General features: G+C 33.6%; 24 protein-coding genes. 8 read left to right on the top strand and 16 right to left on the bottom strand.

Going from position 1 to position 24,942, the window contains the following annotated elements; all coding sequences use genetic code 11:
* Positions 1 to 26: 26 nt before the first annotated feature.
* Positions 27 to 485: an SsrA-binding protein SmpB gene (gene smpB / locus AC1Q7L_RS10160; RefSeq protein ID WP_492305296.1), complete on the bottom strand. Its 459-nt coding sequence runs from the start codon at positions 483 to 485 to the stop codon at positions 27 to 29.
* 193 nt (positions 486 to 678) lie between these two features.
* Between smpB and AC1Q7L_RS10155 the strand changes: the two genes are divergently transcribed.
* Positions 679 to 2,301, top strand: a complete 1,623-nt coding sequence (locus AC1Q7L_RS10155; RefSeq protein ID WP_410691308.1) for an ABC-F family ATP-binding cassette domain-containing protein — start codon at positions 679 to 681, stop codon at positions 2,299 to 2,301.
* An 80-nt stretch (positions 2,302 to 2,381) separates the two neighbouring features.
* Here AC1Q7L_RS10155 and AC1Q7L_RS10150 read toward each other — a convergent pair whose 3' ends face one another.
* The 4 genes from AC1Q7L_RS10150 to AC1Q7L_RS10135 form a co-directional block, all read right to left on the bottom strand.
* Positions 2,382 to 4,124, bottom strand: a complete 1,743-nt coding sequence (locus AC1Q7L_RS10150) for a T9SS type A sorting domain-containing protein (protein ID WP_492305295.1) — start codon at positions 4,122 to 4,124, stop codon at positions 2,382 to 2,384.
* Positions 4,125 to 4,540: 416 nt separating this feature from the next.
* The gene (locus tag AC1Q7L_RS10145) at positions 4,541 to 5,353 is read right to left on the bottom strand and encodes a M48 family metalloprotease (protein ID WP_492305294.1); all 813 of its coding nucleotides are present in this window, start codon (positions 5,351 to 5,353) and stop codon (positions 4,541 to 4,543) included.
* 106 nt (positions 5,354 to 5,459) lie between these two features.
* Positions 5,460 to 6,269: a ferritin-like domain-containing protein gene (locus tag AC1Q7L_RS10140; protein ID WP_492305293.1), complete on the bottom strand. Its 810-nt coding sequence runs from the start codon at positions 6,267 to 6,269 to the stop codon at positions 5,460 to 5,462.
* A 26-nt stretch (positions 6,270 to 6,295) separates the two neighbouring features.
* On the bottom strand, positions 6,296 to 7,012 hold the full coding sequence (locus tag AC1Q7L_RS10135; protein WP_492305292.1) for a ferritin-like domain-containing protein: 717 nt from the start codon (positions 7,010 to 7,012) through the stop codon (positions 6,296 to 6,298).
* A gap of 207 nt (positions 7,013 to 7,219) precedes the next feature.
* Between AC1Q7L_RS10135 and recJ the strand changes: the two genes are divergently transcribed.
* From recJ to AC1Q7L_RS10100, 7 genes are all read left to right on the top strand, one after another.
* Positions 7,220 to 8,932, top strand: a complete 1,713-nt coding sequence (gene recJ / locus AC1Q7L_RS10130) for a single-stranded-DNA-specific exonuclease RecJ (protein ID WP_410691313.1) — start codon at positions 7,220 to 7,222, stop codon at positions 8,930 to 8,932.
* 30 nt (positions 8,933 to 8,962) lie between these two features.
* Complete coding sequence (locus AC1Q7L_RS10125; protein ID WP_410691314.1) at positions 8,963 to 9,328, top strand: four helix bundle protein; 366 nt, start codon at positions 8,963 to 8,965, stop codon at positions 9,326 to 9,328.
* A gap of 27 nt (positions 9,329 to 9,355) precedes the next feature.
* Positions 9,356 to 9,940 carry a nicotinate (nicotinamide) nucleotide adenylyltransferase gene (gene nadD / locus AC1Q7L_RS10120; protein WP_066752785.1) on the top strand — a complete coding sequence of 195 codons (585 nt, stop codon included), beginning with the start codon at positions 9,356 to 9,358 and terminating at the stop codon, positions 9,938 to 9,940.
* A gap of 82 nt (positions 9,941 to 10,022) precedes the next feature.
* The gene (locus tag AC1Q7L_RS10115; protein ID WP_066752792.1) at positions 10,023 to 10,361 is read left to right on the top strand and encodes a DUF3817 domain-containing protein; all 339 of its coding nucleotides are present in this window, start codon (positions 10,023 to 10,025) and stop codon (positions 10,359 to 10,361) included.
* A gap of 243 nt (positions 10,362 to 10,604) precedes the next feature.
* Positions 10,605 to 12,896, top strand: coding sequence for a TonB-dependent receptor domain-containing protein (locus AC1Q7L_RS10110; protein ID WP_492305291.1), 2,292 nt, complete (start codon positions 10,605 to 10,607; stop codon positions 12,894 to 12,896).
* Between the two features lie 84 nt (positions 12,897 to 12,980).
* A complete protein-coding gene (locus tag AC1Q7L_RS10105; protein ID WP_492305290.1) occupies positions 12,981 to 13,463 on the top strand; it encodes an alpha/beta hydrolase fold domain-containing protein in 483 nt (160 codons plus the stop codon).
* On the top strand, positions 13,424 to 13,837 hold the full coding sequence (locus AC1Q7L_RS10100; protein WP_492305347.1) for a hypothetical protein: 414 nt from the start codon (positions 13,424 to 13,426) through the stop codon (positions 13,835 to 13,837). Before AC1Q7L_RS10105 ends, AC1Q7L_RS10100 begins: the two co-directional genes overlap by 40 nt.
* Before the next feature lie 44 nt (positions 13,838 to 13,881).
* Here AC1Q7L_RS10100 and AC1Q7L_RS10095 read toward each other — a convergent pair whose 3' ends face one another.
* The 11 genes from AC1Q7L_RS10095 to AC1Q7L_RS10045 form a co-directional block, all read right to left on the bottom strand.
* Entirely contained in the window at positions 13,882 to 15,096 is a 1,215-nt protein-coding gene (locus tag AC1Q7L_RS10095; protein ID WP_492305289.1) for a serine hydrolase domain-containing protein, read from the bottom strand.
* A gap of 173 nt (positions 15,097 to 15,269) precedes the next feature.
* On the bottom strand, positions 15,270 to 17,027 hold the full coding sequence (locus AC1Q7L_RS10090) for a discoidin domain-containing protein (protein WP_492305288.1): 1,758 nt from the start codon (positions 17,025 to 17,027) through the stop codon (positions 15,270 to 15,272).
* Between the two features lie 59 nt (positions 17,028 to 17,086).
* Positions 17,087 to 18,112 (bottom strand): hypothetical protein, encoded by a 1,026-nt coding sequence (locus AC1Q7L_RS10085; RefSeq protein ID WP_492305287.1) that lies wholly within the window; start codon positions 18,110 to 18,112, stop codon positions 17,087 to 17,089.
* Complete coding sequence (locus tag AC1Q7L_RS10080) at positions 18,109 to 19,704, bottom strand: flavin monoamine oxidase family protein (RefSeq protein WP_492305286.1); 1,596 nt, start codon at positions 19,702 to 19,704, stop codon at positions 18,109 to 18,111. The genes AC1Q7L_RS10085 and AC1Q7L_RS10080 overlap by 4 nt, the downstream gene beginning before the upstream one ends.
* Entirely contained in the window at positions 19,679 to 21,193 is a 1,515-nt protein-coding gene (locus tag AC1Q7L_RS10075) for a polyamine aminopropyltransferase (protein WP_492305285.1), read from the bottom strand. Before AC1Q7L_RS10075 ends, AC1Q7L_RS10080 begins: the two co-directional genes overlap by 26 nt.
* The gene (locus AC1Q7L_RS10070; RefSeq protein WP_492305284.1) at positions 21,186 to 21,401 is read right to left on the bottom strand and encodes a DUF350 domain-containing protein; all 216 of its coding nucleotides are present in this window, start codon (positions 21,399 to 21,401) and stop codon (positions 21,186 to 21,188) included. The genes AC1Q7L_RS10075 and AC1Q7L_RS10070 overlap by 8 nt, the downstream gene beginning before the upstream one ends.
* Positions 21,402 to 21,413: 12 nt before the next feature.
* Complete coding sequence (locus tag AC1Q7L_RS10065) at positions 21,414 to 21,608, bottom strand: hypothetical protein (protein WP_492305283.1); 195 nt, start codon at positions 21,606 to 21,608, stop codon at positions 21,414 to 21,416.
* Between the two features lie 3 nt (positions 21,609 to 21,611).
* Positions 21,612 to 23,072, bottom strand: coding sequence for a DUF4178 domain-containing protein (locus tag AC1Q7L_RS10060; protein ID WP_492305282.1), 1,461 nt, complete (start codon positions 23,070 to 23,072; stop codon positions 21,612 to 21,614).
* A 3-nt stretch (positions 23,073 to 23,075) separates the two neighbouring features.
* Positions 23,076 to 23,435 carry an S-adenosylmethionine decarboxylase family protein gene (locus AC1Q7L_RS10055; RefSeq protein ID WP_492305281.1) on the bottom strand — a complete coding sequence of 120 codons (360 nt, stop codon included), beginning with the start codon at positions 23,433 to 23,435 and terminating at the stop codon, positions 23,076 to 23,078.
* 24 nt (positions 23,436 to 23,459) lie between these two features.
* The gene (gene ctlX, locus AC1Q7L_RS10050; protein WP_492305280.1) at positions 23,460 to 24,383 is read right to left on the bottom strand and encodes a citrulline utilization hydrolase CtlX; all 924 of its coding nucleotides are present in this window, start codon (positions 24,381 to 24,383) and stop codon (positions 23,460 to 23,462) included.
* A 101-nt stretch (positions 24,384 to 24,484) separates the two neighbouring features.
* Complete coding sequence (locus AC1Q7L_RS10045) at positions 24,485 to 24,886, bottom strand: four helix bundle protein (protein ID WP_492305279.1); 402 nt, start codon at positions 24,884 to 24,886, stop codon at positions 24,485 to 24,487.
* Positions 24,887 to 24,942 lie beyond the last annotated feature (56 nt).

Below are 24,942 nucleotides of genomic sequence, written 5' to 3'. Positions count from 1 at the left end.
TATATACAAAGTTTTTCAAATGATTTTTAACTTTTCTTTAATATTCTGTCCAGATTTCGTTTGTTTTCTCTATCTTTTATGCTCTCCCTTTTATCAAAAAGCTTTTTCCCTCTTCCCAAGGCGATCCAGACCTTTGCTTTTCCTCGATCATTGATATATAGTTTTAGAGGAATTATAGTGTTTCCTGCATCTTTTAACTTCTTTTCGAGCTTTTGCAATTCTTTTTTGTGCAACAGCAATTTCCGTTCCCTTTTTGTTTTGTGATTATAAAAAGTCCCCAATTTATACTCATCAATCATCATATTAATGATGTACAATTCCCCATCAATAAACTGACAGAACGATTCCGTTATAGAGGCTTTAGAAGAACGTAAAGATTTAATCTCAGTACCGGTTAAAACCATACCTGCTTCCATTTCTTCGATAAATTCATATTCGAACCTAGCTCTTCTATTTAATATATTGACTGTTTTTTCAATCTTCATTTTAGTATTCCTATAGTTACATTAAAATTGAGTTTTACCCAATCCTATACAGAGTTATCCCCTTTGGAACTCCCTTTTTTAAATTTCATTAATGAAATATATAAAAAATACCCCATATTAAAAACTTGAATATTACATTATTACGAAATACCCAATTTCTTTTCGTATTTTTGCGCCAAATTTACAAAACTATATGTTAACAGTATCTAACTTATCTTTACAATTCGGGAAAAGAGTTCTTTTTGATGATGTAAACATCATGTTTACAAAAGGAAACTGCTACGGAATCATCGGAGCAAATGGTGCAGGAAAGTCTACATTCCTTAAAATATTAACAGGAAAGCAGGATCCAACGACAGGACATGTATCTCTGGAACCAGGGAAAAGAATGTCAGTTTTGGAGCAGGATCACTTTGCTTATGACGAATTTACTGTTCTTGAAACTGTTTTAAGAGGAAATAAAAAATTATTTGAAATAAAAGAAGAGATGGACGCTTTGTACGCCAAAGAAGATTTCTCTGATGAAGATGGTATCAAAGCAGGTGAACTTGGTGTAGTGTATGATGAAATGGGTGGATGGAACTCTGAATCTGATGCACAAACGATGCTTTCTAACGTAGGTATCAAAGACGGTATGCATTGGCAGATGATGAGCGAACTTGAGAATCAGGACAAAGTAAAAGTTCTTTTGGCTCAGGCTCTTTTTGGAAATCCTGATGTATTGATCTTGGATGAACCTACGAATGACCTTGACATTGAAACAATTGCATGGTTAGAAAACTTCCTTGCAGACTACGAAAATACAGTAATTGTTGTATCTCACGACCGTCACTTCTTAGATACGGTTTGTACAAATATCGGGGATTTAGATTATGCTAAATTAAACCTTTATACAGGTAACTACTCTTTCTGGTATCAGGCTTCTCAGTTAGCGACAAGACAAAGAGCTCAGGCTAACAAAAAAGCAGAAGAGAAGAAAAAAGAACTTCAGGATTTCATAGCAAGATTTAGTTCAAACGTTGCAAAAGCTAAACAGGCTACTGCGAGAAAAAAAATGATCGATAAATTAAACATCGATGATATTAAACCTTCTTCAAGAAGATATCCTGCAATTATTTTCGAAATGGAAAGAGAAGCAGGTGACCAAATTTTAGATGTAAAAGGCCTTGAAAAAACGAAAGACGGAGAATTATTGTTCTCAAACATTGATTTAAACCTTAAAAAAGGGGATAAAGTTGCTGTACTTTCTAAAAGCTCTTTAGCTATCACAGAATTTTTCGAAATTCTTGCTGGAAATACTGAAGCAGATAAAGGAACTGTTGCTTGGGGAGTTACAACAAACCAGTCTCACATGCCTTTAGATAACACTAAATTCTTTCAGGAAGATATTAGCCTGGTAGATTGGTTGAGACAATTCACTAAAAATGATGAAGAGCGTCACGAAGAATTCATGAGAGGGTTCTTAGGCAGAATGTTGTTCTCTGGTGATGAAGCGTTGAAATCTTGTAAAGTACTTTCAGGAGGTGAAAAAATGAGATGTATGTTCAGTAGAATGATGCTTCAGAAAGCAAACGTTCTTTTACTTGACGAACCTACGAATCACTTAGACCTAGAAAGTATCACAACGTTGAACAACTCATTGTCTAACTTCAAAGGAAATCTTTTATTGTCATCTCATGACCACGAAATGCTTTCAACTGTCTGTAACAGAATCATCGAATTAACTCCTCAAGGAATTATCGACAGAGAAATGACTTACGACGAATATCTTGGTGATAAAAAGATCAAGGAATTAAGAGAAAAAATGTATTCTTAATCATTAAGAATTCCATCAATAAAAACAAATAGCTACTCGTTTGAGTAGCTATTTTTATTACTAATTTAGTAATTAAGTTATTATTTTTTAATAAACTTATGTGTTGAAGAAGTTCCGTCTGCATTTTTCATGGTAAGGATATAAGCTCCTTTAGTTAAATGAGAAACATCAATTCTTTCTTCTGATTTATCTGAAGATAAAACAACTTTACCTGAAACATCGAAAATCTTGATTCCTGCAACTTTCTTATCTCCTTTTATATTTAAGTAATCACTTGTTGGGTTTGGATAAACCTGTACCCCTTTTGCTAACAAGTTCTCTGAAGTAGATAATGAACTTGTAGTTAATGATATATTATCAAGCATCATAAGTCCAAAACCTGTACTCATAGCTGCGGTTGTATATACATTAAATCCGAAATAATAAACTCCGCTCGTCGCAGGTGTGATTGTAAAAGATCCGGTTGCATATGTAGTTACATTTACGTTAGGATAATCACTAATTATGTTAGTCATTGAAGTATTTACTGGCGAAGTACCATATGCAACTTTAAAATTTTGAGGATCGTAATTAGCATAATCAAACGTAAAGCTATAGGAAGTTCCTGCCTGTAGATTAACACCATTTGTATAGAACCAAGTGTTTGCATCCGTTGTATCGTTGGTTGAAGTATAAACTACATTAGACGAAAATCCGGATAATCCAGTAGCATCATCAACAGTCCAATCTCCTCCCGGATTTATAATCTGCTGTGAAGTACACATTGGCAGAGTTCCAGCTGTAGTGGAATCAAAATCTTCTGTATATGGAGTATTTACAGAAGTACAAGATGTCGTAAAATTGGCCTTTACAGGACTCCAATCACTTACGCTTCCTCCTCCACAGTTCGATCTTACCCATACATTATATGTTGTAGCGGGAGACAATCCTGTAATATTTTTTGTTGCAGCTGTTATTCCTGTATCTGTTGGTGTAGTAGAACCCGAAGGAGCTACAGTTGAAGTACTTCTATAAAGCTCATAAGATGAAACTCCGGAAACGGCAGACCAGGAAACTGTAGCCGAATTTGAAGTCAAATTCGATGGTGTTACAGAATCCGGTGCTATACATGAATTTGCAACTTGATAAGAAAATCCGAAAACACAAAGAAAGCCTGTAGCAGATGATGTTTTTGTTACCGAAACATTAGAAATGTTCTTTGACTGATTAGCTGCACTTATATTTAAGGAAATTTCATATAATCTAGGGTCATTAACATTATTTTCGATAGCATCCGTAACCCTACTTGCGCGACCGATACCCTTTATAGCAAATGAAGAACCTCCATACCAATCACTTACTGACTGATTAGTAAATGTTTGACTGGTACCATCTGTAAAATTAACAACTACGCTTGCAACCGATGTCCCACTTCCCGTTGTTGCCAACATAAATAATTTTGAAGCTTTTGGTGTTGATCCGAAATTTAAAACTCCTGAATCATTTGTACTTGCCAACCTCAAAGCGTTATTTGAAGTATAGGGAGCCATTTGAAATGATAAACCTGTGGTACTTGCGGAATTAATTAATCCCGAACTTGGCAATCCTGAAGTTGGCATTGCTCCTGTGCCATTCATAAAATCTGTAGACATAAACACATAACCATTGGTTGGCGAGTCTACACTTTGAGTTGTGCTGGATGATGCTATACCCGATCCATTTGCAACAAGATCTGCATTGTAGCCACTGGTTACATTTAATGTTTGATAAGTCTGAGCGTTAATTTTGCAAAACAACGAAGCTGTCATTAAACAAAAGAAACCTACTGTAATTTTTTTACTCATAATGTTTTTTTATTGTTTAGCAAATATATATTTTTATTACACAATAACTATATTTTAACTTATTTTAACAAATTAAAATCAATTTTAAAACATAAAAATTATATTATAAATAATCAAAATTACGAAATTATTATAAATCAACATTATCTTTTAAAGAATAAAATTTTCTCAATTACAGATTCAAATTATTTTCATTTTTTTATAAATATTTTCATTAAAGAGCTTTTCCATTTCCTTTTCAAGTGAAATAAAATAGCATTGAAAATTATTAAAAATGAACTATTTGCGTTTTTAAAAACATCAAACAAGTTTATTTAATGAAAGGAATTAATAAAGAAAATATATTTTAACAAAAACATTCAACAAAAAAAGCCTCAAAGTAACTTTGAGGCTGTATGATAAAAATTTGGTCTTGATTATTTCGTAAGTTTCACTGTTGGCAACGTAACCGCTCCGGGATCTTTCCACAAACCGTCTTTTTCTGCTTTTTTCTTAATTACCTGAGCTCTTTTTTCGCTGTCAGGGTGAGAATTAAACATTTTCTGAAAACCGGATTGAGTACTTCCTTCCGAAAGCAATGCTAGCTTTTTGAAAGCAGTGTAAGCCCCAACAACATTATATTTATTAGCCTTCATGAAATCATAAGAATAAGTATCAGCTTCGGATTCCTGTTTTTTACTGTGTGAAGCATCCAGAAATTCATTAGCCATTTTACCAACCTGACTGTCATTCAATGTCGCCACAGAAGATGAAGCCGAAGAAGCCGCATCTAAGGCAGCAGCCTTTAAATAAGCAGATTTAATAGCATCTTTCGTATCCTGATTTTTAACGTGACCAATTTCATGACCAATTACTGCAAGCAATTCATCATCTGTCATAATATCCATCAAAGAAGAGAAAACACGTACACTTCCGTCTGCACAAGCAAAAGCATTAATATCTTTTACTTTGTAGACTTTATAGTTAAGATTAAGGCCGTCCTGAGTTTTATGTTTCCCGAAAAGTTTGTTCAACCTTACTGTATAAGGATCTTTTGGTCCTGCGATAGCATTATTTTTATCCATATAATCTACCGATTCTTTAGATAATTTTATAGCATCTTCGTTTGTAAAAGTAAGCGCTTTTGAACCTTTAGATACTACATCCACCGCTTTTCCAAGACTAATTTTTTGTGCATTGACGCCACAAATTGTGCCCAATAAAAACACACCGATAATAATTTTTTTCATAGTAATAATTTTTAAGTTTAGTCTGGCGAATATATCATTTTTAAATGAAAAATCCTTCTCCAGAAAATTCTGAAAAAGGATTTTACACCTAATATTAAGAAATCACTTATACAATAAACAAAGATGCAATTGCCGTTGCGTCACTACCACTTAAAACTTCGTCGTAAGCAGCAGAACCAGCAGCAGCACCAAAAGCGTTTGCCGTATTGAATCCAGCTTGATTTGTATTCCCTTCACCTGCATATACAGCATTCGTTGCAGCAGGCATATTTCCACCATCTGCCAATTCTATCCAGCCTTTATTAGCTCTCATTCTTCTCACCTGAGAAGCATGTCTTGCCTCAACTGAGTGTATCTGTAAAGCTGCCTGTAAAACTGCTTTGTTCGACATCACATTTCCTGCCTGTCCTTTATATGCTCTAACTCCGGTATCTTCAAAAGCCTGAGCCAGAATAAGGAATTGATTATAATCTGTAAAAGGAGAAAAATTACCACCAACAGTAAAATCGAAAGTTGGTTTAGCTATAGGCGTTACGTTTAAAGAAGTCAATGTACTTTTCAAAAAGGCAACGTGAGCCGTTTCATGTTTTGAGATCTGCATAAATACAACTTTGTCCGAACTCGGAATAAGTCCTGCAGTACCCAAACCTTTTGCATAATATTCGTCTTCAAGATATTCTAAAGTTAAAGCCAGCTGTAAAGCATCTGTTAACGGAGTTTTAAAATAAGTTCCTGAAGTTGTTGTGGTTTCAGCTTTAGCCGAAGTTGCCATTAAAGTTCCCAATCCTAATGGTACAGCAGCAACTGCTGCTTTTTTACCGATTGAAGATATATTCGTAAGAGTTTCTAATCTTGATGATTCTGTAGTGAAAAATTTATCGTTAGAAAGCTTATCTAGTAATTTAAGAATGTTCATAATTGTTGATTTTGAAGATGAATAATTTAGCTAATACCTCTTTCTTTCCAAGTGAATGGCGTTTTGATGAATCCTCCGGCCACACTTACAATTTCAGTTGGCTCTTTAGCAACATCCAACCCGGTTGCGTTGATTACATCATCTCCTGAAAAATCAGCAGAACCAGGATTAATCAAATTTCTGATTGCAGAGGCATGTCTTGCCTCAACAGAAACGATTTTCCCTGCAATGACTAAATAATCCGGATTTGTAATATATTTTCCTGCTCCATTATAAGCAGCTACACCAGTGTCTTCCAAAGCTTTTGCCGTAGCTAAAACTGAAGCTCTGTTACTGAAATTCACGTTTGGATATTGAAATTCCAAAGTTGGCAACACATTGGTTGTTACTCCGCTGAGGGCAGCTTTAAAGAAATCTCTGTGAATCACTTCATGATGATAAAGATCTGTAAAAAGTGTTTTTTCGGCATCAGAAATCCCTGAGTAAAAGCTGTTTACTACTTTGGTATAAAAATCTGCTTCAAGTTGTTCAAGTGCATACGCATAGTTTAAAACGCCAACATCTCCTATACCGAGATCAAATCTATTGGCTGGATCCATGTACTGATAATCAAACTCATTATCTGAACATCCTACAAGGGCAAGGCCTGCCATAGCAATACCAAGTCCTCCAAGTTTAAGAAAGTTTCGTCTTCCGGTATCCAAAGTGGCACCTTTGTTTGAAACACTGATCGTTTTTTTCATAATATTAATTTTTTAAGTGTTATAACCTTACTTACGAGAGCAAATCTGTTTCGGTTTTCATTATTTCAAATTTTATTGAATTTTATTTGAAAAAGTTTCAACAAAACAATCAAAACACTGATAAACAATAGATTATTAAATATTTCAACATTTTTTTTATGATAACAATTCCTCGTTTTTAAAATATATTTTCCTTATTTTTGTGAAATGAGTCAAAAATGGATTTACAAGCCTGAACCCGATGAGGATATAGTGGATGGATTAAGTTCGTCACTTGGTTTTGGAACTTTTGAATCTAGGCTCCTCGTTCTTAGAGGGATTGACGATTATCAAAAGGCCAGAGAATTTTTCAAACCTAATCTTACCGATATACACAGTCCGTTTTTAATGGCAGATATGCAAAAAGCCGTTGAGCGCATTGCAAACGCTATTGAAAATGGAGAAAAAATAATGGTTTACGGAGATTACGACGTAGATGGAACTACGGCCGTAGCTTTAATGTACCTATACCTCAGCAAAATTGTTGAGAAAAAATACCTTGATTTTTATATTCCGGACAGAAATTCTGAAGGATACGGAATTTCCACAGAAGGAATTGATTTCGCCAAGCAAAACGGTTTTTCGTTAATTATTGCTTTAGACTGTGGAATCAAAGCACTTGATATGATCAATTATGCTCAAAGTTTAGACATTGATTTTATCATTTGCGACCACCATTTACCCGGAGACGAAATTCCGAATGCGGTAGCTGTTTTGGATCCGAAAAGACGCGACTGCAGATACCCGTTCAAAGAACTTTCAGGGTGTGGAGTTGGTTTTAAATTATGTCAGGGTTTAAATACCATTTACAAACTTCCCGATGCCGAATTATTTGAATTAACAGATCTTCTGGCGATTTCTATTGCTGCTGATATTGTTTCTATGACCGGCGAGAACAGAGTTTTGGCTAAAATGGGACTTAAAATTCTTAGAAAAACGAGAAATTTAGGGTTAAGATTATTAATTCCAGAAGATAAATTATCTCATTTCGAGATTTCGAATATTGTTTTTGAAATTGCTCCGAAAATCAATGCTGCAGGAAGAATTTCTCATGGAAAAGCTGCCGTTCAGTTGATGGTTTCGGATAATTTGAAACATGCTAACCAAATTGTTGGTGATATTATGAACCTCAACGATGAAAGACGTGAACTCGATATGAATTCTACGCTTTCTGCATTGAATCAAATCATTGAATCTCAACAACAAAGCAAATTAACAACCATCGTTTACCATCCGGAATGGAACAAAGGTGTTATCGGAATTGTTGCTTCAAGACTTATTGAAACCTATTACAAACCTACTCTGGTTTTCACTGATGGGAACAATGGTGAAATGGTAGCTTCTGCAAGGTCTGTTTCGGATTTTGACGTTCATGAAGCATTGGATATCTGTTCAGAATATTTCCTGAAATTTGGAGGACATCACGCTGCTGCAGGGCTTTCAATGGAAAAAGATAAGTTTGATGCTTTCAAAATAAAATTTGAAAAAGTTGTTGCCGAAAAGATCAAAGAACATCAGAAAGAACCTTCTATTTTGATAGATTCTGAGATTCAGATCGATGATGTGAACAGAGAGTTTATTAATTTCCACAGAAAGCTGGCTCCATTTGGTCCTCATAACATGAAACCGATTTTGGCGATCAAAAACCAAAAACTTTCAGGTTATGTAAAAACGATGGGGAAAGATAATAATCACGTTAAGTTTTATATTAAACAGGAATCTACAGGCCGAAATATTGAATGTGTAGGCTTCAAATTGGGTCAGTTTGTAGAAGATTTTAAAAATAAAAATTTCGATATTGTATTCACTTTAGAAGAGAATCATTGGAAAGGAAATGTGACGCATTATCTTAATATTAAAGACGTTAAGTTTAGGGATTAGGAATTAGGAAACAGGAATTAGGTTTTAGCAATGGGAAATTATAAGGAATTAATTGTTTGGCAGAAATCTGTAGCACTTGTAACAGATATTTATTCCAGTACAAAGAATTTTCCTAAAGAAGAAATTTACTGTCTTACGAATCAAATTCGTCGTTCATCGATTTCAATTCCGTCAAATATTGCTGAAGGACATTCGAGAAGATCTCAATTAGATTATATTCAGTTTTTGAAAATTGCCCGTGGAAGTTCTGCTGAATTGGAGACACAATTACTTATTTCCAAAAATTTAAATTATTTAAATTTGGAAGAGTTTCAGATTCTCGATGAAAAGCTAACGGAAATATCAAAGATGTTGAATGCAATAATTTCAAAACTACAAACCAACCCTAAACCCTAAAAGCTTATTCCTAAGCCCTAATGAAATATGAAAAAAATAGGCTTATTTTTCGGTTCGTTTAATCCAATTCATATTGGACATCTGATTTTAGCTAATTATATTTTAGAAAATTCAGATATGGAAGAATTATGGTTTGTGGTAAGTCCGCAAAACCCTTTCAAGGACAAAAAATCCTTATTGAAAGACCATAACAGACTGGATATGGTACAGCTTTCCATTAAAAATTACCCGAATATGAGGGCTTCCAATGTAGAATTTTCTCTTCCAAAGCCGAGTTATACGATTGACACGCTGACTTATCTTCATGAAAAACATCCTGACTATTCTTTTAGTTTAATTATGGGTGAAGATAATCTTAGCAGTTTACACAAATGGAAAAATTACGAAACGTTGATCAAAAATCATCACATAATTGTTTATCCAAGAGTTTTTGATGGAGAGAAAAAAGATTCTGATTATCTTCAAAATGAAAATATTTCTTTAATTAAAGCTCCGGTTATTGAACTTTCTGCAACGGAGATCCGAACGATGATTAAAGACGGTAAAAATGTAAGACCTATGCTGCCTCCGGAAGTTTTTGACTATTTGGACGGTAGTAATTTTTATAAGTAAATTTGCAGGCAGGAAAATGGTTTAGAAATTAAGGTTTAAGCTTTAATTCATAACTTATAATTCATCATTCATAACTCAAGAAATGGACTTCATCGATAAAATTTTCTCAAAATATTCTCAGGAAAAAATCATTAAATGGTTTAAACAAATCTGCGTGGCAGAAGCAATTTCCTGTGTTTTATTATATGGAGTTGCCATGATTTGGATTCGTTATGATGAAAATTTATATTCCATCATTTTCATAAGTGTTATTGGAAGTCTGCATGGACTTTTCTTTACCCTTTATCTTTTACTTTGTCTTCCGGCAAGAAAAATTTATAATTGGGATGATGAAGATTTTGTTTTCGCACTATTATCCGCTTTCTTTCCTTTCGCGACTATCTGGGTTGATAAAAAATTAGCACGTTTCGATAGAGAATAAAATTTATTTTTAACAATTTCACTTTTCGCTGTAACAAAATCCTTGTTACAGTTGTCTTATTATGTAGAAAATCAAAGTACATCAAAATTTTTATTTAAATTTTAGCTACTGTAAATCAGATTGTTAAAATAAGTATGAAAATATTTTTACTACTTTGTATTGCAAGATACTAAATTTATTACATATCTTTGCAATGTAAAATAATAACAGATACAAGCTATTAAACTCTCTAAAACGATTATCATGAAAACTCAAATTCTTATCGCAGCCATATTTTTCAGCGGATTGACCTTCGCACAAGAAAAAAAATCAGATACTTTAAAAACTAAAAATATAGAAGGTGTTACTTTAACGAAACAGGTTTTCAAAAAACAAAGTGACCGTTTTGTGTATGATGTTGCCGCTTCACCAGTTACGAAAGGAAACACGACTTTCGATATCTTAAAGCAGACTCCACTACTCTCTTCTACTGACGACAAAACGTTGAAAATTGCAGGAAAGAACAATGCTTTAATCTATATCAATGGTAGAAAAAGTAATATGGATGCGGATTCTTTGGTTCAATTCTTAAAAAATACGCCAGCAGAAAACATTCAGAAAATTGAGGTAATTACTGTTCCGGGAAGTGAATATCAGGTAGAATCTTCAGACGGGATCATCAATATCGTTTTAAAGAAAAAGATGAGTGATGGTTTGAGCGGAAACATGAGAATGTCGAATTCACAAAACAAATTCAACGGAAGCAATGCGAGTTTCTCAGCAAACTACAGAAAAGATAAGCTGGGAATCAGTGCTAATTTAAGTGGCGGTGAAAATATTCAGGGACAATCTTATGTGTTAAGAAACGGAAACGATTTATCCTCAAACGAATCTGTAGGTGACATTAATGATCCTAACAAAAATCTTGGTGGTTATTTAAATGTTGATTATCAATTAAATGACAACAGCAATTTAGCTTTATCATGGAATACTTGGGCTAATAAAAGCTATAATTCTACGGTGGATTTATTTAACACAATCCGTTATTATGATGAAATAAAGAAAGAATATGTTACCAATTATACTAATTCCAGAAACAAAGAAGATGCGAGATCATACAATAATTCAGTTAACTTAAACTATGAATTGAAAACAGATTCTTTAGGAAGTAAGTTAAATGTAAATGCGGCATACCTTAATTATAAAAGATTCCAGTTTACTGACAATAAAACTTATCTGGCAAATTCTGCAGGCAACAATACCGACCTTAGCCAGACAATTTATCAGGATCTTCCTCAAATCATTAATAACTTTTCAGGTACAGTAGATTACATCCAGAAATTTAAAAATGATTTTACAGTTTCTGTAGGTGGAAATTATAATAAAACAAAAACCGATAATGACACCAAAAATGACACTTATAGAGAAAACGCAGTACTTCCTATAAAATCCGAAGAACATCAACCCAATCATTTTGTTTATGATGAAAATATTTACGGATTTTATATGACTTTCGAAAAGAAATTTTCAGACAAATTCTCAGGAAAAGTAGGTGCCAGATATGAGATCACCAGCAGCTTAGGAACAGCAGATGCACCTTTAAATGATGAACCAACAATGCGTCATCAGGAAATAAAAAGAAATTACAATAACTTCTTACCGTATGCAAGCTTTAATTATGCTATCAATGAGAACAATAATATTTCTTATTCATTCTCAAGCAGAATGAGAAGACCAAGTTTCTGGGAAATCAATCCTGTAAGAAATATCCTGACAGAAAATAACTACACTCAAAATAACCCATTTGTAAAAGCATCTTCTACGTACAATCAGGAATTAACGTACATGTACAAAAGCTCATATTTCTTGATCTTAAATCACTCTTATTTCAAAGATCAGATCACTCAAGTTCCGTTGCAGGGTTATCCTGTGTCACCAAATGGAACAGTAGGCGAACAAAATGTACTACGTTACATCAGAACAAATTTTGGGGACAAACAAGAAATGTCTGCCATGCTTGGAATACAGAGATCGTTCTTTAAACAATATTTAACCATGAATTTCAATGCGGGAATTCAGCACAATATCAACAACGGAACTCTTGCTCAGGACCCAACAACTGGGGATACTTTTGTAGATAAAGAAGGAAATCCTTTAGTTTATTCAAACAGTGTAAAATCTACAAGTATCATTATTCAAACCAACAATACATTACGTTTAGACAAGAAAAAAACTTGGTTCTTAGGAGTTAATTATTTCTATGTAGACAAACAGCAAATAGAATTAGGAATGTTGAAAAGCCTAATGAGTCTAGATCTAAGTTTAAAGAAAAACTGGAACGATTGGACGTTTGCAGTAAACGTAACTGACGTATTGAGAACAAACGTTGTGGAAATCGAGGATTTCCAAGATAACGGAAATTATAATTACGTAAAAAATGACCAATTCAGAAGAGGTATGACCGTAAGCATCACTTACAACTTCGGAAACCAGAAAGTGAAAAAAGTAAGAGACATCGAAGGTGCTTCTGACGCCATCAAAAGCAGAACAAGATAGAAAACAATCATTATCATTCTTCATATAAATTATTTTGTACAGTAACTCGTTGAGAAATCAGCGAGTTTTTTATCTTTAATGTCTATGAAAAATTTAATTCTAATTTTCGGATGTTTCTTTATGTTACTGTTCACCACAAGCTGTAGGAAAAAAACGATAAATCTCGGTAAGGAAGTTTCTTTTGAAAGCGAGGAAAATGTTTCTTATGGAAAAGATTCAGAACAAAAAATGGATCTTTACATTCCGAAAAACAGTTTAAATTCTAAACCTGATGTTTTTATCATCATACATGGCGGCGGCTGGCGCGGAGGAGAAAAATCTCATTTATCATTCTTCACTTTATCAATGATGCAGAAATTCCCAAATCATATTTTTGCTAATATTGATTATCGATTGGCTTCAACTTCACGTTTTGCAATCCCAAATCAGACCGAGGATATAAATAAAGCAATGCTTTATTTAGAAAAAACATTACAATATAAACCTAAATTTATTCTCTTAGGAAACAGCGCAGGCGGCATTTGTCTATGCTGTATGCTTATAAATTTGATCAGGCTAAAAAAGTAAAAGCGGTAATCAATATTGTTGGCCCATCCGATTTGTCTGATCCCAATTTTAAAAAATATACGGATTATTCTTTTGTTGAAAAACATTTAATTGATCCTAAAAGTCTTTTTTCTGATGTATTAATGATAAATTTTGCCAGTCCGACACACTGGATAAGCAGTACCTCAGCTCCAACACTTTCCTATTATGGAAATAATGATCAGATCATTCCGTTATCTCAAAAGCAAATATTAGATTCTCTTTTAAATAAAAACAAAGTCGTTAATGAATCTTTCGAGTTTAATGGAGGGCATCTTGATTGGGACAAAGAAAATAATGCTCCTTTTTTAATGAATAAAATTGATGCATTTCTAAAAAAAATCGACAAAAAATAAACGCTCTGAAAAATTTCAAAGCGTTCTATTTTATATTTAAATTTTTAATATCCGAGTACTTTTTTCACTTCAAGACCTGTGACATTTAAGGTATTCAGGCATTTTGCAAAATTGGCAGTACTGCTCAAATCCCAATACGGTAATAATACAATCACAGAAACATCATTGGTTGGATCATACGTCATTAAGGATAAATACCCTTCTGTAGCCCCGTTATGACCATATCCGATGCCTGCAAAATTAGAACATCCCAACGCGTAACCGGAAGTTGTAGCTGCACCTTTACTCGTCCTCATCAGTTCAGCACTTGAAGCATACAAAACATTCTGACCTTTCATTAAACTTCTGATATAATCTGTAAGCATCACCATTGTTCCTACTCCATTTCCCTCTCCGATGTGGGCACTTGCGTTCTTTTGATCGGTGATTTCGTTATGATTGGCATATTTAATAAAACCTTTTACATAAGGTGAAGGTAATTGTTTATCCGATGCTAACTCAGGAAACTTGATATCGAGAGGCTTTTTTGTTCCAGGGCCAACAATATGATCATACATATAATTCCCATACGTTTTTGAAGAACTTGTTTTTTGAGAATAAATCCTTGCAATTATCTCGCTTAAAATAGCAAATCCTGTGTTTGAATAATGATAAACAGAATTTGGAACTCCATACTTAAGGTTATGATCTTTCAAAATTTTGACATATTCACTTGCTGTAAACTGATGATCCGGGAAGTTTTCCAGCATATAATCTGTATACGTTTCACCATTCACATCATATTGAGAAGGATCATTCGTTACGTCATAAATTCCTGCATTATGCTGTAAAATCTGACGAATGGTTATAAGATTCTTATTCGGAAAATCCCAATCCGCAACATCAGGTGTATAAGGAACAGTCGTTCCCGGAATGTTTGCTGTGATTTTATCATCAAGTTTAAGCCAACCGTCCTGCATCATTTTCAGAATAGCAGTTGAAGTAAAGTTTTTGGTATTGCTCGCAAAACGGAAATACGTGTTTGGAGTAACAACAGAACCGTTGGTTCCTTTAATTGTACTAAAATAAGTCCCTTTTGGAGAAACGACATAAACGCTTAACGAAGGAACATCAGTATTAAGATCCTTTTGAAGGTTGGCATGAATATTCTTTACAGCTGCATCCACTTCAATTTGATAATCTTTTTCAGTTTCATTATCACTACAACCTAAAATAAAAGGCAGAAATAATGAAAGTGACAGAAGTTTAAGTTTTTTCATGGTTTAGTTTTAAATATTTTACACTGTAAATTTCGGTATTTTTTTAGAAATATTTCATCTAATAGAGATTATGTGTTAAAATATTTATCAATTTATTGAATATGAATGCCACACTAAAAACAAAACCTCCCAGAATCAAATCCTGAGAGGTTTAAATAAATATTTTTAAAATGTTATTCTGATTTTACAACTTCCGTTCTTTCCGAAATACCATTAGCATTAAAAGCTTCAATCTGGAAATAATAAGAATCTACTCTGTCTGCTCCGGTAAAGAAATATTCATTCTTTCCGTATACCATGATGCTACCGTACATTTTATCAGGAGATTTACCCCAATAAATAACATATCCGTCTGCATCCTGATTTTGCTGCCATTTCATCCAGATGCTTCTTCTTTCACCATATTTTTTAGGGTCAGCTCTTAACGGAACAAAGTTTTCAACCTTTGCAGGCGCTGTTCCGGCTCCTTTTCCGAATACTCTGAAACCGCTTAATGCAAATTTTCCTGTTGGCATTTTTAAGTTTTCCATTTTCAGGAATCTTGCTTTGGCAGGTTTCTCCAATTCTACATAATCGTGAGGAACATCTTTGGTATTTTTGCTTTTATCAACAATCACAGTCCATTTTTTACCGTCGTCTGAACCGTAAATTTTATACTGATGCATTTTGCCTAAAGTTTTACCCATAAACTCAACATCCTGATCCGCATAATTAATCTGAATCGCATTGATCGTAGAAACTTCTCCTAGATCCGTTTGAAACCATTCTCCTGAATTTCCAGTTTTTGCGCTCCAATATGTTTTAATATCTTCATCCACTGCATTATTTGAGTGATAACCACCTAAAGTAGATGAAACCTGAACAGGTTTATCGTAATTCAACAACATCCAACCTGCAAAAAGCCCTTTAGAAAAGTCTTTTCCCTGAGCATATTGTGGAAGGAATGTAGGATAATCTCCATAAGCTGTATTCGTGTACATCACATCATCCTTATCAAATCCCGCTGGCCAAATCCCTAATCTTCTTTCAAAATTATTTTTTGTTGAAATAAATATTGTTGAAACGTGCCACCAGTTCTTGAAATTATCCTCAAAAGTAGCTCCATGCCCCGCACCTCTCGCAAAACCACCCGGTTTATATGAAAATGGGTTATGTTGTTGATATTCGAAACCTTCCAAAGGATTTTTACTCACATAAACTCCGTCAGAATATCCACTGAACTCAGTTGCCGGAGCGCCATACTGCATATAATATTTTCCGTTGTGTTTTGTAACCCAAGCTCCTTCTACAAAAGGTTGCAAGAAAACATTATCATTATATTCTCCGAAACGTTCCCAACCGTGATCTTCAGGTTTTAATCTTAAAATAGGTTTCACAAAACCTTCAGACTGTAAATTTTTAACCTTTACTTCTGTACCTAACAAAGGCCATTCATTGCTTGAACCCCAATATAAATAAAGTTTGTTTTTGTCTTCGTCATAATGAAAAGCAGGATCCCAAGCTCCAACTTTTAAGGTATCGACAGCAATATGCCAGTCATCTTTTGTTGGATTTGTACTTTTCCAGATCGGGAAATCCTGTTCCCAAGTTGAGCCGTACACATACAAAGTATCTTTCATCGCCCAAACTGCGGGTGCATTAAGATCGTGGGTATATTTGTTGTCTCTAAGGAATTTTCTTTTTACAAATTTCCAATCCAGCATATCGTCGCTGTACCAATAACCTTCCTGATTGGTTGAAAAAAGGAATAATTTATTTTTAAAATTAACGATCACCGGATCAGCCGTCGCACGGTGCTTCCCCTGATTCGAAAAATTCTTGAACGGCGTATATCCGTAATCAATATTGATCGGGTTACAAAATGTTTTTTGCTGAGCATTGATAAAAAAGAATGGCAGCAGAGCCATCAATAGCATAATTTTCGTTTTCATAAGCACTTTTCAGTTCATCCCGGTTAATAAATATTATTTTAAATTGAATTTTTACAAAGTTAAATGATTTTTTTAGGTTTTCTCCAAATGAACCCGTCTAAAAGATAGTGTGTTAACTGAGGAACAACTAACAATGGCACTACAAACTGAAACCAATTTAATGAAATTTGAAAATCAAATGAAAAATGTTCGCGCCAAATTAAAATTTCCCATAAAAATTCCTCGAAAAAAGCAAATCCAATAATTACGGCAATAAATAAAAAAATTCCGGAAGTCGATTTAAAAATTGAAAATGTATTGAGATTTTGAGTTTCTTTTTGTTTAATTTCTCTTATGTAAATCAAGGCAATGTAAGGTATGCCGTGAGAAATTACATTTAAAAAAGTAAAGACCAAATCATTATTAAAATAAACAATCCCAAAATACCATGAAAGATAAGTTCCTGAAATCAGGGCTATTTTGGGAACGTTGACGGATTTCGTTTTAAAAATTTCAACGACCGTTTTGATAATCCAAACGAATAAAATAATGAAGTAAATTACTGTAATGAAATTAATATAATCCGGAAGATTATTAAACCAATAAAATTCGTTTTCAACAAACCAAGTGAAAGCTCTTGGCGTTTTAAACCAATACATCATCGGAAAAATCGTGGCAGAATAAACCGCCACCTCATCTATTTTTTTACTGAAATTATTGGGTTCAAATCTCGCATAAATTCTCATAAAACCATACTGTTGCCTGATAAAATGAAAAACTGCGATCAAAGCCAGAACCGACCAAAATATTAAGCTTCCGAATTGATATAAAATCAAGCCTAAAATCCAGCTCAAAGCAGGAATTCCGTAGTACAATAATTTTCTTTTTCGAACTTCTTCTTTTACAAAATAGGTTTTAAATAAAGTAGAATAAACGTGGGCAACATCCACAAAAACAATTAAAAACAGCCAAGTGTAGAAAGAATAATGATTTTCTAATCCCTGAATTTGTTTCTGAAACAGAAAAATAATCAACAAAATAAGAAAAGGTGGTGATAAAATAAACCAACCATCTGTTTTTGCATTATGTATCCAAGGTTGTTTCATATCATCTTTTTTGCAGTTCTCCAACCTTGATAAAAGGCTTCTTCAAAAATTGAAATTCCTGATAAGTCTGAATGGGCAAAGAAAATTTTATCATCAATTGGTTGTTTTGCCTCTTCTGAAATTCTGCCAGTAATTCGATTGGGAACCGGAGCAATCATTGCGTGACCGATTTTGTGAAATTGCATTTCAATAATAAAATCTTCAATCAAAGGATGCGCTTTTTTAAGATCATTTAAAACTAAATCTTTAAGTTCAGCTTCTTTCATCGAATATAATTTCCTTCTGGCTTTTTTACAATCGTCGGTGGAAAAACTTCTGTAATAGGTGATCACTTTTTCGCCAACGTTTTGACCAATATTTTGGTGTTGATCATAAATATATCCCAAACCATCCGAACCATAGATCACATTATCCCAAGCCAATTCATTGTCTCCGCCAAATTCATTTTTAAGCGTTATCGTCGTTAAAAGCCACGGAACGTAATTAAAATTTTCAGCTCTTTTATTGTTAAAAATTCTCTCATTCACGAATTGTGGTGTTGCAAAAAGAACTTTTTCAGCGATAATTTTTTTTGTTTTTTTCTGATTGTTATCGAAGCTCAAAACCTCAACATGATTTTCATTAAATTTTACATCAAAAACCAAATGATCAAGTAAATTTTTATCCTTTGTATATTTTGAAAGGTGCTTGGATAATCTTGCATTTCCCTCCGGCCAGGTGAAAACCTGATCTTTATATTTTTTGCTCCAATTGTTTTTTCTTCCTGCAAAATAATGAATACCCGCCCAAGCTGAAACGTAGTCGATTCCCAAACCGTAATCATCCCGACAGGAATAATCCAGCAGCCAAAGAAGCTCTTCTGATTTAAAATTATGGGTAGCGAGAAAACTTTTAAACAGCATTTTTTCCAACTGAACAAAATCAGGTTCTTCAAAGCTGGAATCTTCAACTGGAATGGCGAAGTAATAATTTCCTTTGGAATCTTTTTTATCTCGAAAATTATCCATTAGCTTAAAAAATCGATCAAATTCCTCTTGAGTTTCAATGGAAATTCCTTTTTGGGGAACAATATCATTTTGCCACGAATTTTTATAGAATAATCTTTCCTGCTGTGGAAAAGTCATTTGATATTCATCTAAAATCGGGTCGCCGTTTTGATCGTCTCCCTGATAAATTTCAATTTCTTTTAGAAACTCAATGATCTCTGTATTTTCTTTATTAGGCAACGGCAAATAGTGAGCCCCTAAAGGGAATTTTGAAAATTTATTTTGTCCGTTTGATGAATTTCCGCCTAAATGATTTTCCATTTCCAGTAAAAGGAAATCATTTTCGTTGTTTTTGCTAAAAAACCTGCAAGCCGACAGCCCAGAAATTCCACCACCGACAATTAAAAATTTAGTTTTAATTTCTTCTGAAGCTTTTGGGAAATCTTTTGCCCATAAACGATGCCCTAAAACAGAGTTTGTTCCGGTAATTTTAAGTAAAAATGACTTTGTTTTCTTTTCACAATACTGTAAAAAAGACAGCGCGATTCCTCCCCAAAACAGGGTTGTCAGAAACTCTTTTCTATTGTACTTTTCCCCACTCTTCATCGAAATACCTTACTAAGATTTGATTATCCAACCTATTGACCTCAACCTCTTTCACCATCATATCTTTACTGAAATAGCTCATCTGCGGGAAATTATAATCATAAAACCTTAAACCCGGAAGTTTTCTCATCACATGATTATTAATCGAATCATTTGAGGCCATACAATATCCCCATTCCCCAAAAGACGGAACATACGTGTGATAAGCCTGAACAAAAGGAAATACCTGATTCAATGTTTTCTGAATGCACCAGAATGATTTCGGAGCAAAATAAGGCGATGTCGTCTGTACAACGATTCTTGTATCTTGGGTCGTCAGATTTTTTAATTCTTTATAGAACTGCAATGAATATAATTTTCCTAAACTGTAATTTGATGGATCAGGGAAATCAATGATAATGACATCATATTTTTGAGTGGAATTTTTTACCCAAACGTACGCATCTTTGTTGATAACTTTCAGTTTTGAACTAGAAAGAGAGCTGTTATTAAGCTTACGCATGGTTTCATTGTCCTTGAAAAACTTTGTCATTTCTCCATCAAGATCAACTAATGTGATATCTTTTACCTCTTTATATTTTAACACTTCACGGACTGCAAAACCATCTCCACCACCTAAAATTAAAACATGATTAACCTTTTTTGCCATAGACATTGCAGGATGAACCAATGCTTCATGATAACGATATTCGTCTGTGGAAGAAAACTGCAAGTTATTGTTTAAATATAATCGAAACTCATTACTATTTCTCGTCAAAACGATCCTTTGATAAGGCGAATTATTAGCATAAACGATGTTTTCACCGTATAATTTCTCTTCAGAAAATGCTAAAATTTTATCTGAAAATATAAATAAAACAAGCAATAATAGAAATGCTCCAATTGATTTTACTTTTAATGAAAAAGGCTTTACCAAATCGTTTTTTAAATAAAAACAGAGAAAAATAGCAATGGAAATATTAATTAAACCAAAAAACAAAGGTGTTTTAATGATTCCCAGATTCGGAATTAAAACCAATGGAAAAAGAATGGAAGCGAGTAAAGCTCCAACATAATCAAATGCAAAAACATTGGAAACTAAATCTTTAAACTGAACTTTATCTTTCAGAATATTCATTAACAAAGGGATTTCCAGACCGACTAAACATCCCGTTGAAAAAACGAATAAGTATAAAGCCCACTCAAAATGTCCAATTGTATTGAATAAAAGGAAAAGCACAACAGAACTTATTCCGCCGACAATGCCGACAAGGATTTCAATTTCTATGAACTTATCGATTAAGCTTCCTTTGATAAATTTAGCCAAATACGAACCAACGCCCATCGAAAAAAGATAAACCCCAATAATGAAAGAAAACTGCTTTACAGAATCTCCCAAAAGGTAACTTGCCAAAGCACCCGCAACCAATTCGTAAATAAGTCCGCAGGTTGCGATTACAAATACTGATGATAAGAGAAGAATTTCTAAGGACAGTCGTTTTCTATCCATGAATCGCTGCTCCTATAATGATCGAGATCCCGATAATGAAAGCTCCAAAAACAATTGCCAATGCTGTATTTTTGTTTTGAGAAATTTCATGCCATGTTTTTTCGGGCGTTATTTTTTCCAGAATAAAATAGCAGATCAGCAGAATGATAATTCCAAGAAATGAATATAAAACGGAATTGATGACGGGTAGAAAGTTTATATTTTCCATAGTTATATATTTTTATTTGTGATAGTATCTGTAAAATCCTCTACCGGAAGAATGGCTTCTTGTAGTTCCGTCGCGGTAGGTTTCTGTTTTTTCGCAATCACAGAGCTGATTTCCTGCGTAGGTAAGATAAGTAAATCCACCAAGAAATGTACTTCCTACTAAAAGGATTAACCAATTTTCTTTTATATAGTTTAAAATATTTGCCATATGTTAAGATTTTGGATAAGGTGAATTTGAGCTGTTATTCCATTTTGAAACATTGAAAAGATGTCTTCCCCAATAGCATACAATAAAAAAGACGACCATAACACTAAGGATTATTCCAAAATTCCAGAAAGAAACAGGAAACCAAGTTGCATTTACATCTATTGAACTTTCGTCCGCTGTATTTGCCGGTGAGGACTGAACTACCGGATTTAAGGCTAAAAGAGAATCTAAATTTTTATTCGGAAAAACCTGCTTAACCAATTTTCCCATATCACTTGAATCTTTTTCCAATGTTTTTACATCACCAAATGAAACAGTTTGTTTTGTACTGTTATCCAATACATTTACTATTCCCGAGCCTTCTTTGGTTATGGTTAAGCCCGTATCCGAACCTGAAGTAAATATTGCACCTGTTGACTGTTGAGATTCGGCAGAAACGACAAAATGATATTTCCCGGGAGAAACTCCGCAAATATTAAATTCTTCGGTAGTTTTACCCTCTCTCCAAACTTCTCCATCCTCATATCCGGAGTATTCTTCTATGTCTTTAGAAGCATAAACAGCTTCGTTCGTATTTTCATTTACAAGACTTAATTGAAGATTTGCCCATGAATTATCCACTTCAGAATGTGCAATGATCTTCAAAGGCGCTGAACCTCCGGAAAGTGTAAAACTTTTAGAAACCATTTCCTTATTTTTCACATCTCTAAACTTGATTGTATCCTGAAAAACAGAGGCATTTGTTCTGGATGAATACACGTAAAGCTGTAGTAAGCAAATTAAGAGTGCTGCAATTCCCAGAACATTTATTAATTGTTTAATATCAATATAATAAGGCTGAACAATCCCAATTCCGGAATAATTCGGCATATGAGAAAGTTTGAAAGTTTTTTTAATGAAATGTTTAGAAATATGTTTTCCTCCGAAATACTGAATTTTATTTCCGTATTGTTCCTGAGAAATCATATTCGTGCCATTCACGTATTCTTTATAAGTAGCAAGATTGAAATTAAGTTTTTCCTCGAAAAAACCTGTCGCAGCATGAATATTACACGGAGTAGTCTCATACCAACGGTAATTTCTGGTATGAACAGTCATTGTCTTGGAACTTCCTTTCTTATTTACATCATCAGCGTGAATTGAATGTAGAAAAACCCAATGCCCATCGCTTTCGCTCAAGAAAGCATCGTTATTCTTATAATCTTTCAGGTAATATTCTCGCCAGAAAATGTTTGTGCCATATTTACGGACTATAATGGCAACAACAGTATATTCAATAAGATCTATTATTCCTTTTTGACCAATATTTAAAACTACATTTTCTATTGGTTTTTTAATAATAGATTTTGCGTTGTTTGTTTCTACATTAATAATATTTGAGCACGATTTACACACATACTCTTCTATTGGAAATGTAAGGTCATGTTTATTTTCTGTATTACAAACGGGACAAGTGTAATGCATTTTTTATCTGTAAATCTTGTGTTTTTGAATGATTTTAGCTTTAAAATATTCACAGATCTCATCAGCGATCAATTCTACTTTTCCGGTATTATCCTGAAGATAATTACAAAGAAAAACATCGAATGTAAGTTGCTTAAATTCCGGCCAGGTGTGAATACACATATGGGATTCTTTAAGACATATTGCCGATGTAAAGCTCAGATTTTCAAAAACATGATCTGTTATACCAACAATTTCTACATCTTTAGTTTCCAGAATAGCTTTTGCATATTCCAAAAAACCGGCACTGTCTATTAACAAAGATTCTGACTCTGTTTCCAAAGTCAGAAGAATATGTAAGCCTTTATTGCTTAATGAGTCCAATTAATTATATTTTCCGCAAATATATTATTTTTTTGGTAAGAAAACTTCGGCAAGCATACAACGTGCACTTCCACCGCCGTTTACTTCAATTGTATTTAAATCCGAATAAATGATCTCACAGTACTTTTCAATAACTGAAACTTGATTTTCATTTAAAGATTTAAACGCAGTTTGACTCATTACTAAAAATTTTTCTCCGTCTTTATTCTGAACCTGAAGCATGTTTCCTGCAAATTGCTGCATTTGCTCTTCAGAAATTTCAATGATTTCTTTTCCTGAATTTTTGATGGTTTCGATGACTTTGCTTCTTTCCAATTCATTATCAATACAGTCAAGGCAAATTACCACAAATTTATCTGCTACACACATCATAACGTTTGTATGATAAATCGGTAGTCTTTCTGAACCTACTGTCTGAAAAGAATGAAAAACCACAGGCGTAAAATCATATTTCTCACAAAATTCTCTGAACAATCTTTCATCCAATCTTAAAGAAACCGAACCGTAAGCCAATTTATTGTCATGGTCGAAAATCATACTTCCCGTACCTTCCAAAAAGTGACCCTGGATTTCCGGCAATGACCAGTCATCAATTTCGGAAACCTCAAAACCTTTTTCTTTAATCGTTTCAATAATATCTTCTCTTCTTTCTACTCTTCTGTTGGAAGCGAACATCGGGTATAAAACTACCTTCCCATCCTTGTGAAAACTTACCCAGTTATTCGGAAAAATTGAATCCGGTGTGTGAGGATCTATCGTGTCTTTTATCGTAATGACATTAATTCCCTTACTTCTTAATTTCTCAGCGAAAATATTAAATTCTGCCAAAGCTTTAGATTGAATATCAGAACCTTTCTGTTCAACTTGAAAATAATTATTTTCCGCTGTCTCTGCGTTATAACCGAATGCAATCGGCTCTATCATTAATACTGTATCTGTTGTCTGCATCTGTTTTGAGTTTGAGGGGGGGGGGTTGAGAGTCTGAGTGTTTTAGTGTTTTAGTGTTTTAGTGTTTTAGTGTTTTAGTGTTTTAGTGTTTTAGTGCAAAATTATTTTTCTTCCTTATTTACTGATGAAAATGAACACCAACTTTGTGACTGACTCATCATATTGACCAACATCCCAATTATTTGATTATACTGATTGTTTAAATTATTAAATTGTTCTTCATTAATGTAGTTACATTTTAGAGCAAATAAAAGCCATGTTTGAGTTTCCCTCGCTTCACCTTCAGAATCTGTAAGTTTGGCAACAAAAGATTTTTCATACTTTCTTTTTCCCCAAGCTTCACTGATATTTGCAGAAACAGATCTTGAAGATCTCCTGATTTGATCGGTAAGAGAATAAAGTTCTTCCTTAGGAAAAGATTTTGAAAGCTCATAAATAATCATTGCGACATCAACCGATTTTTGAAAAACCTTCAAATCCTGATGAAATTTAATTATTGACATATTTGTATTTTCAACTAAAATAGAAAAAAAACAAATACTTTTTATAAACCCTCAAA

Source organism: Chryseobacterium sp. GW823-FHT05E08 (assembly GCF_058795655.1).
This window is presented reverse-complemented; position numbering and strand designations above follow the sequence as displayed.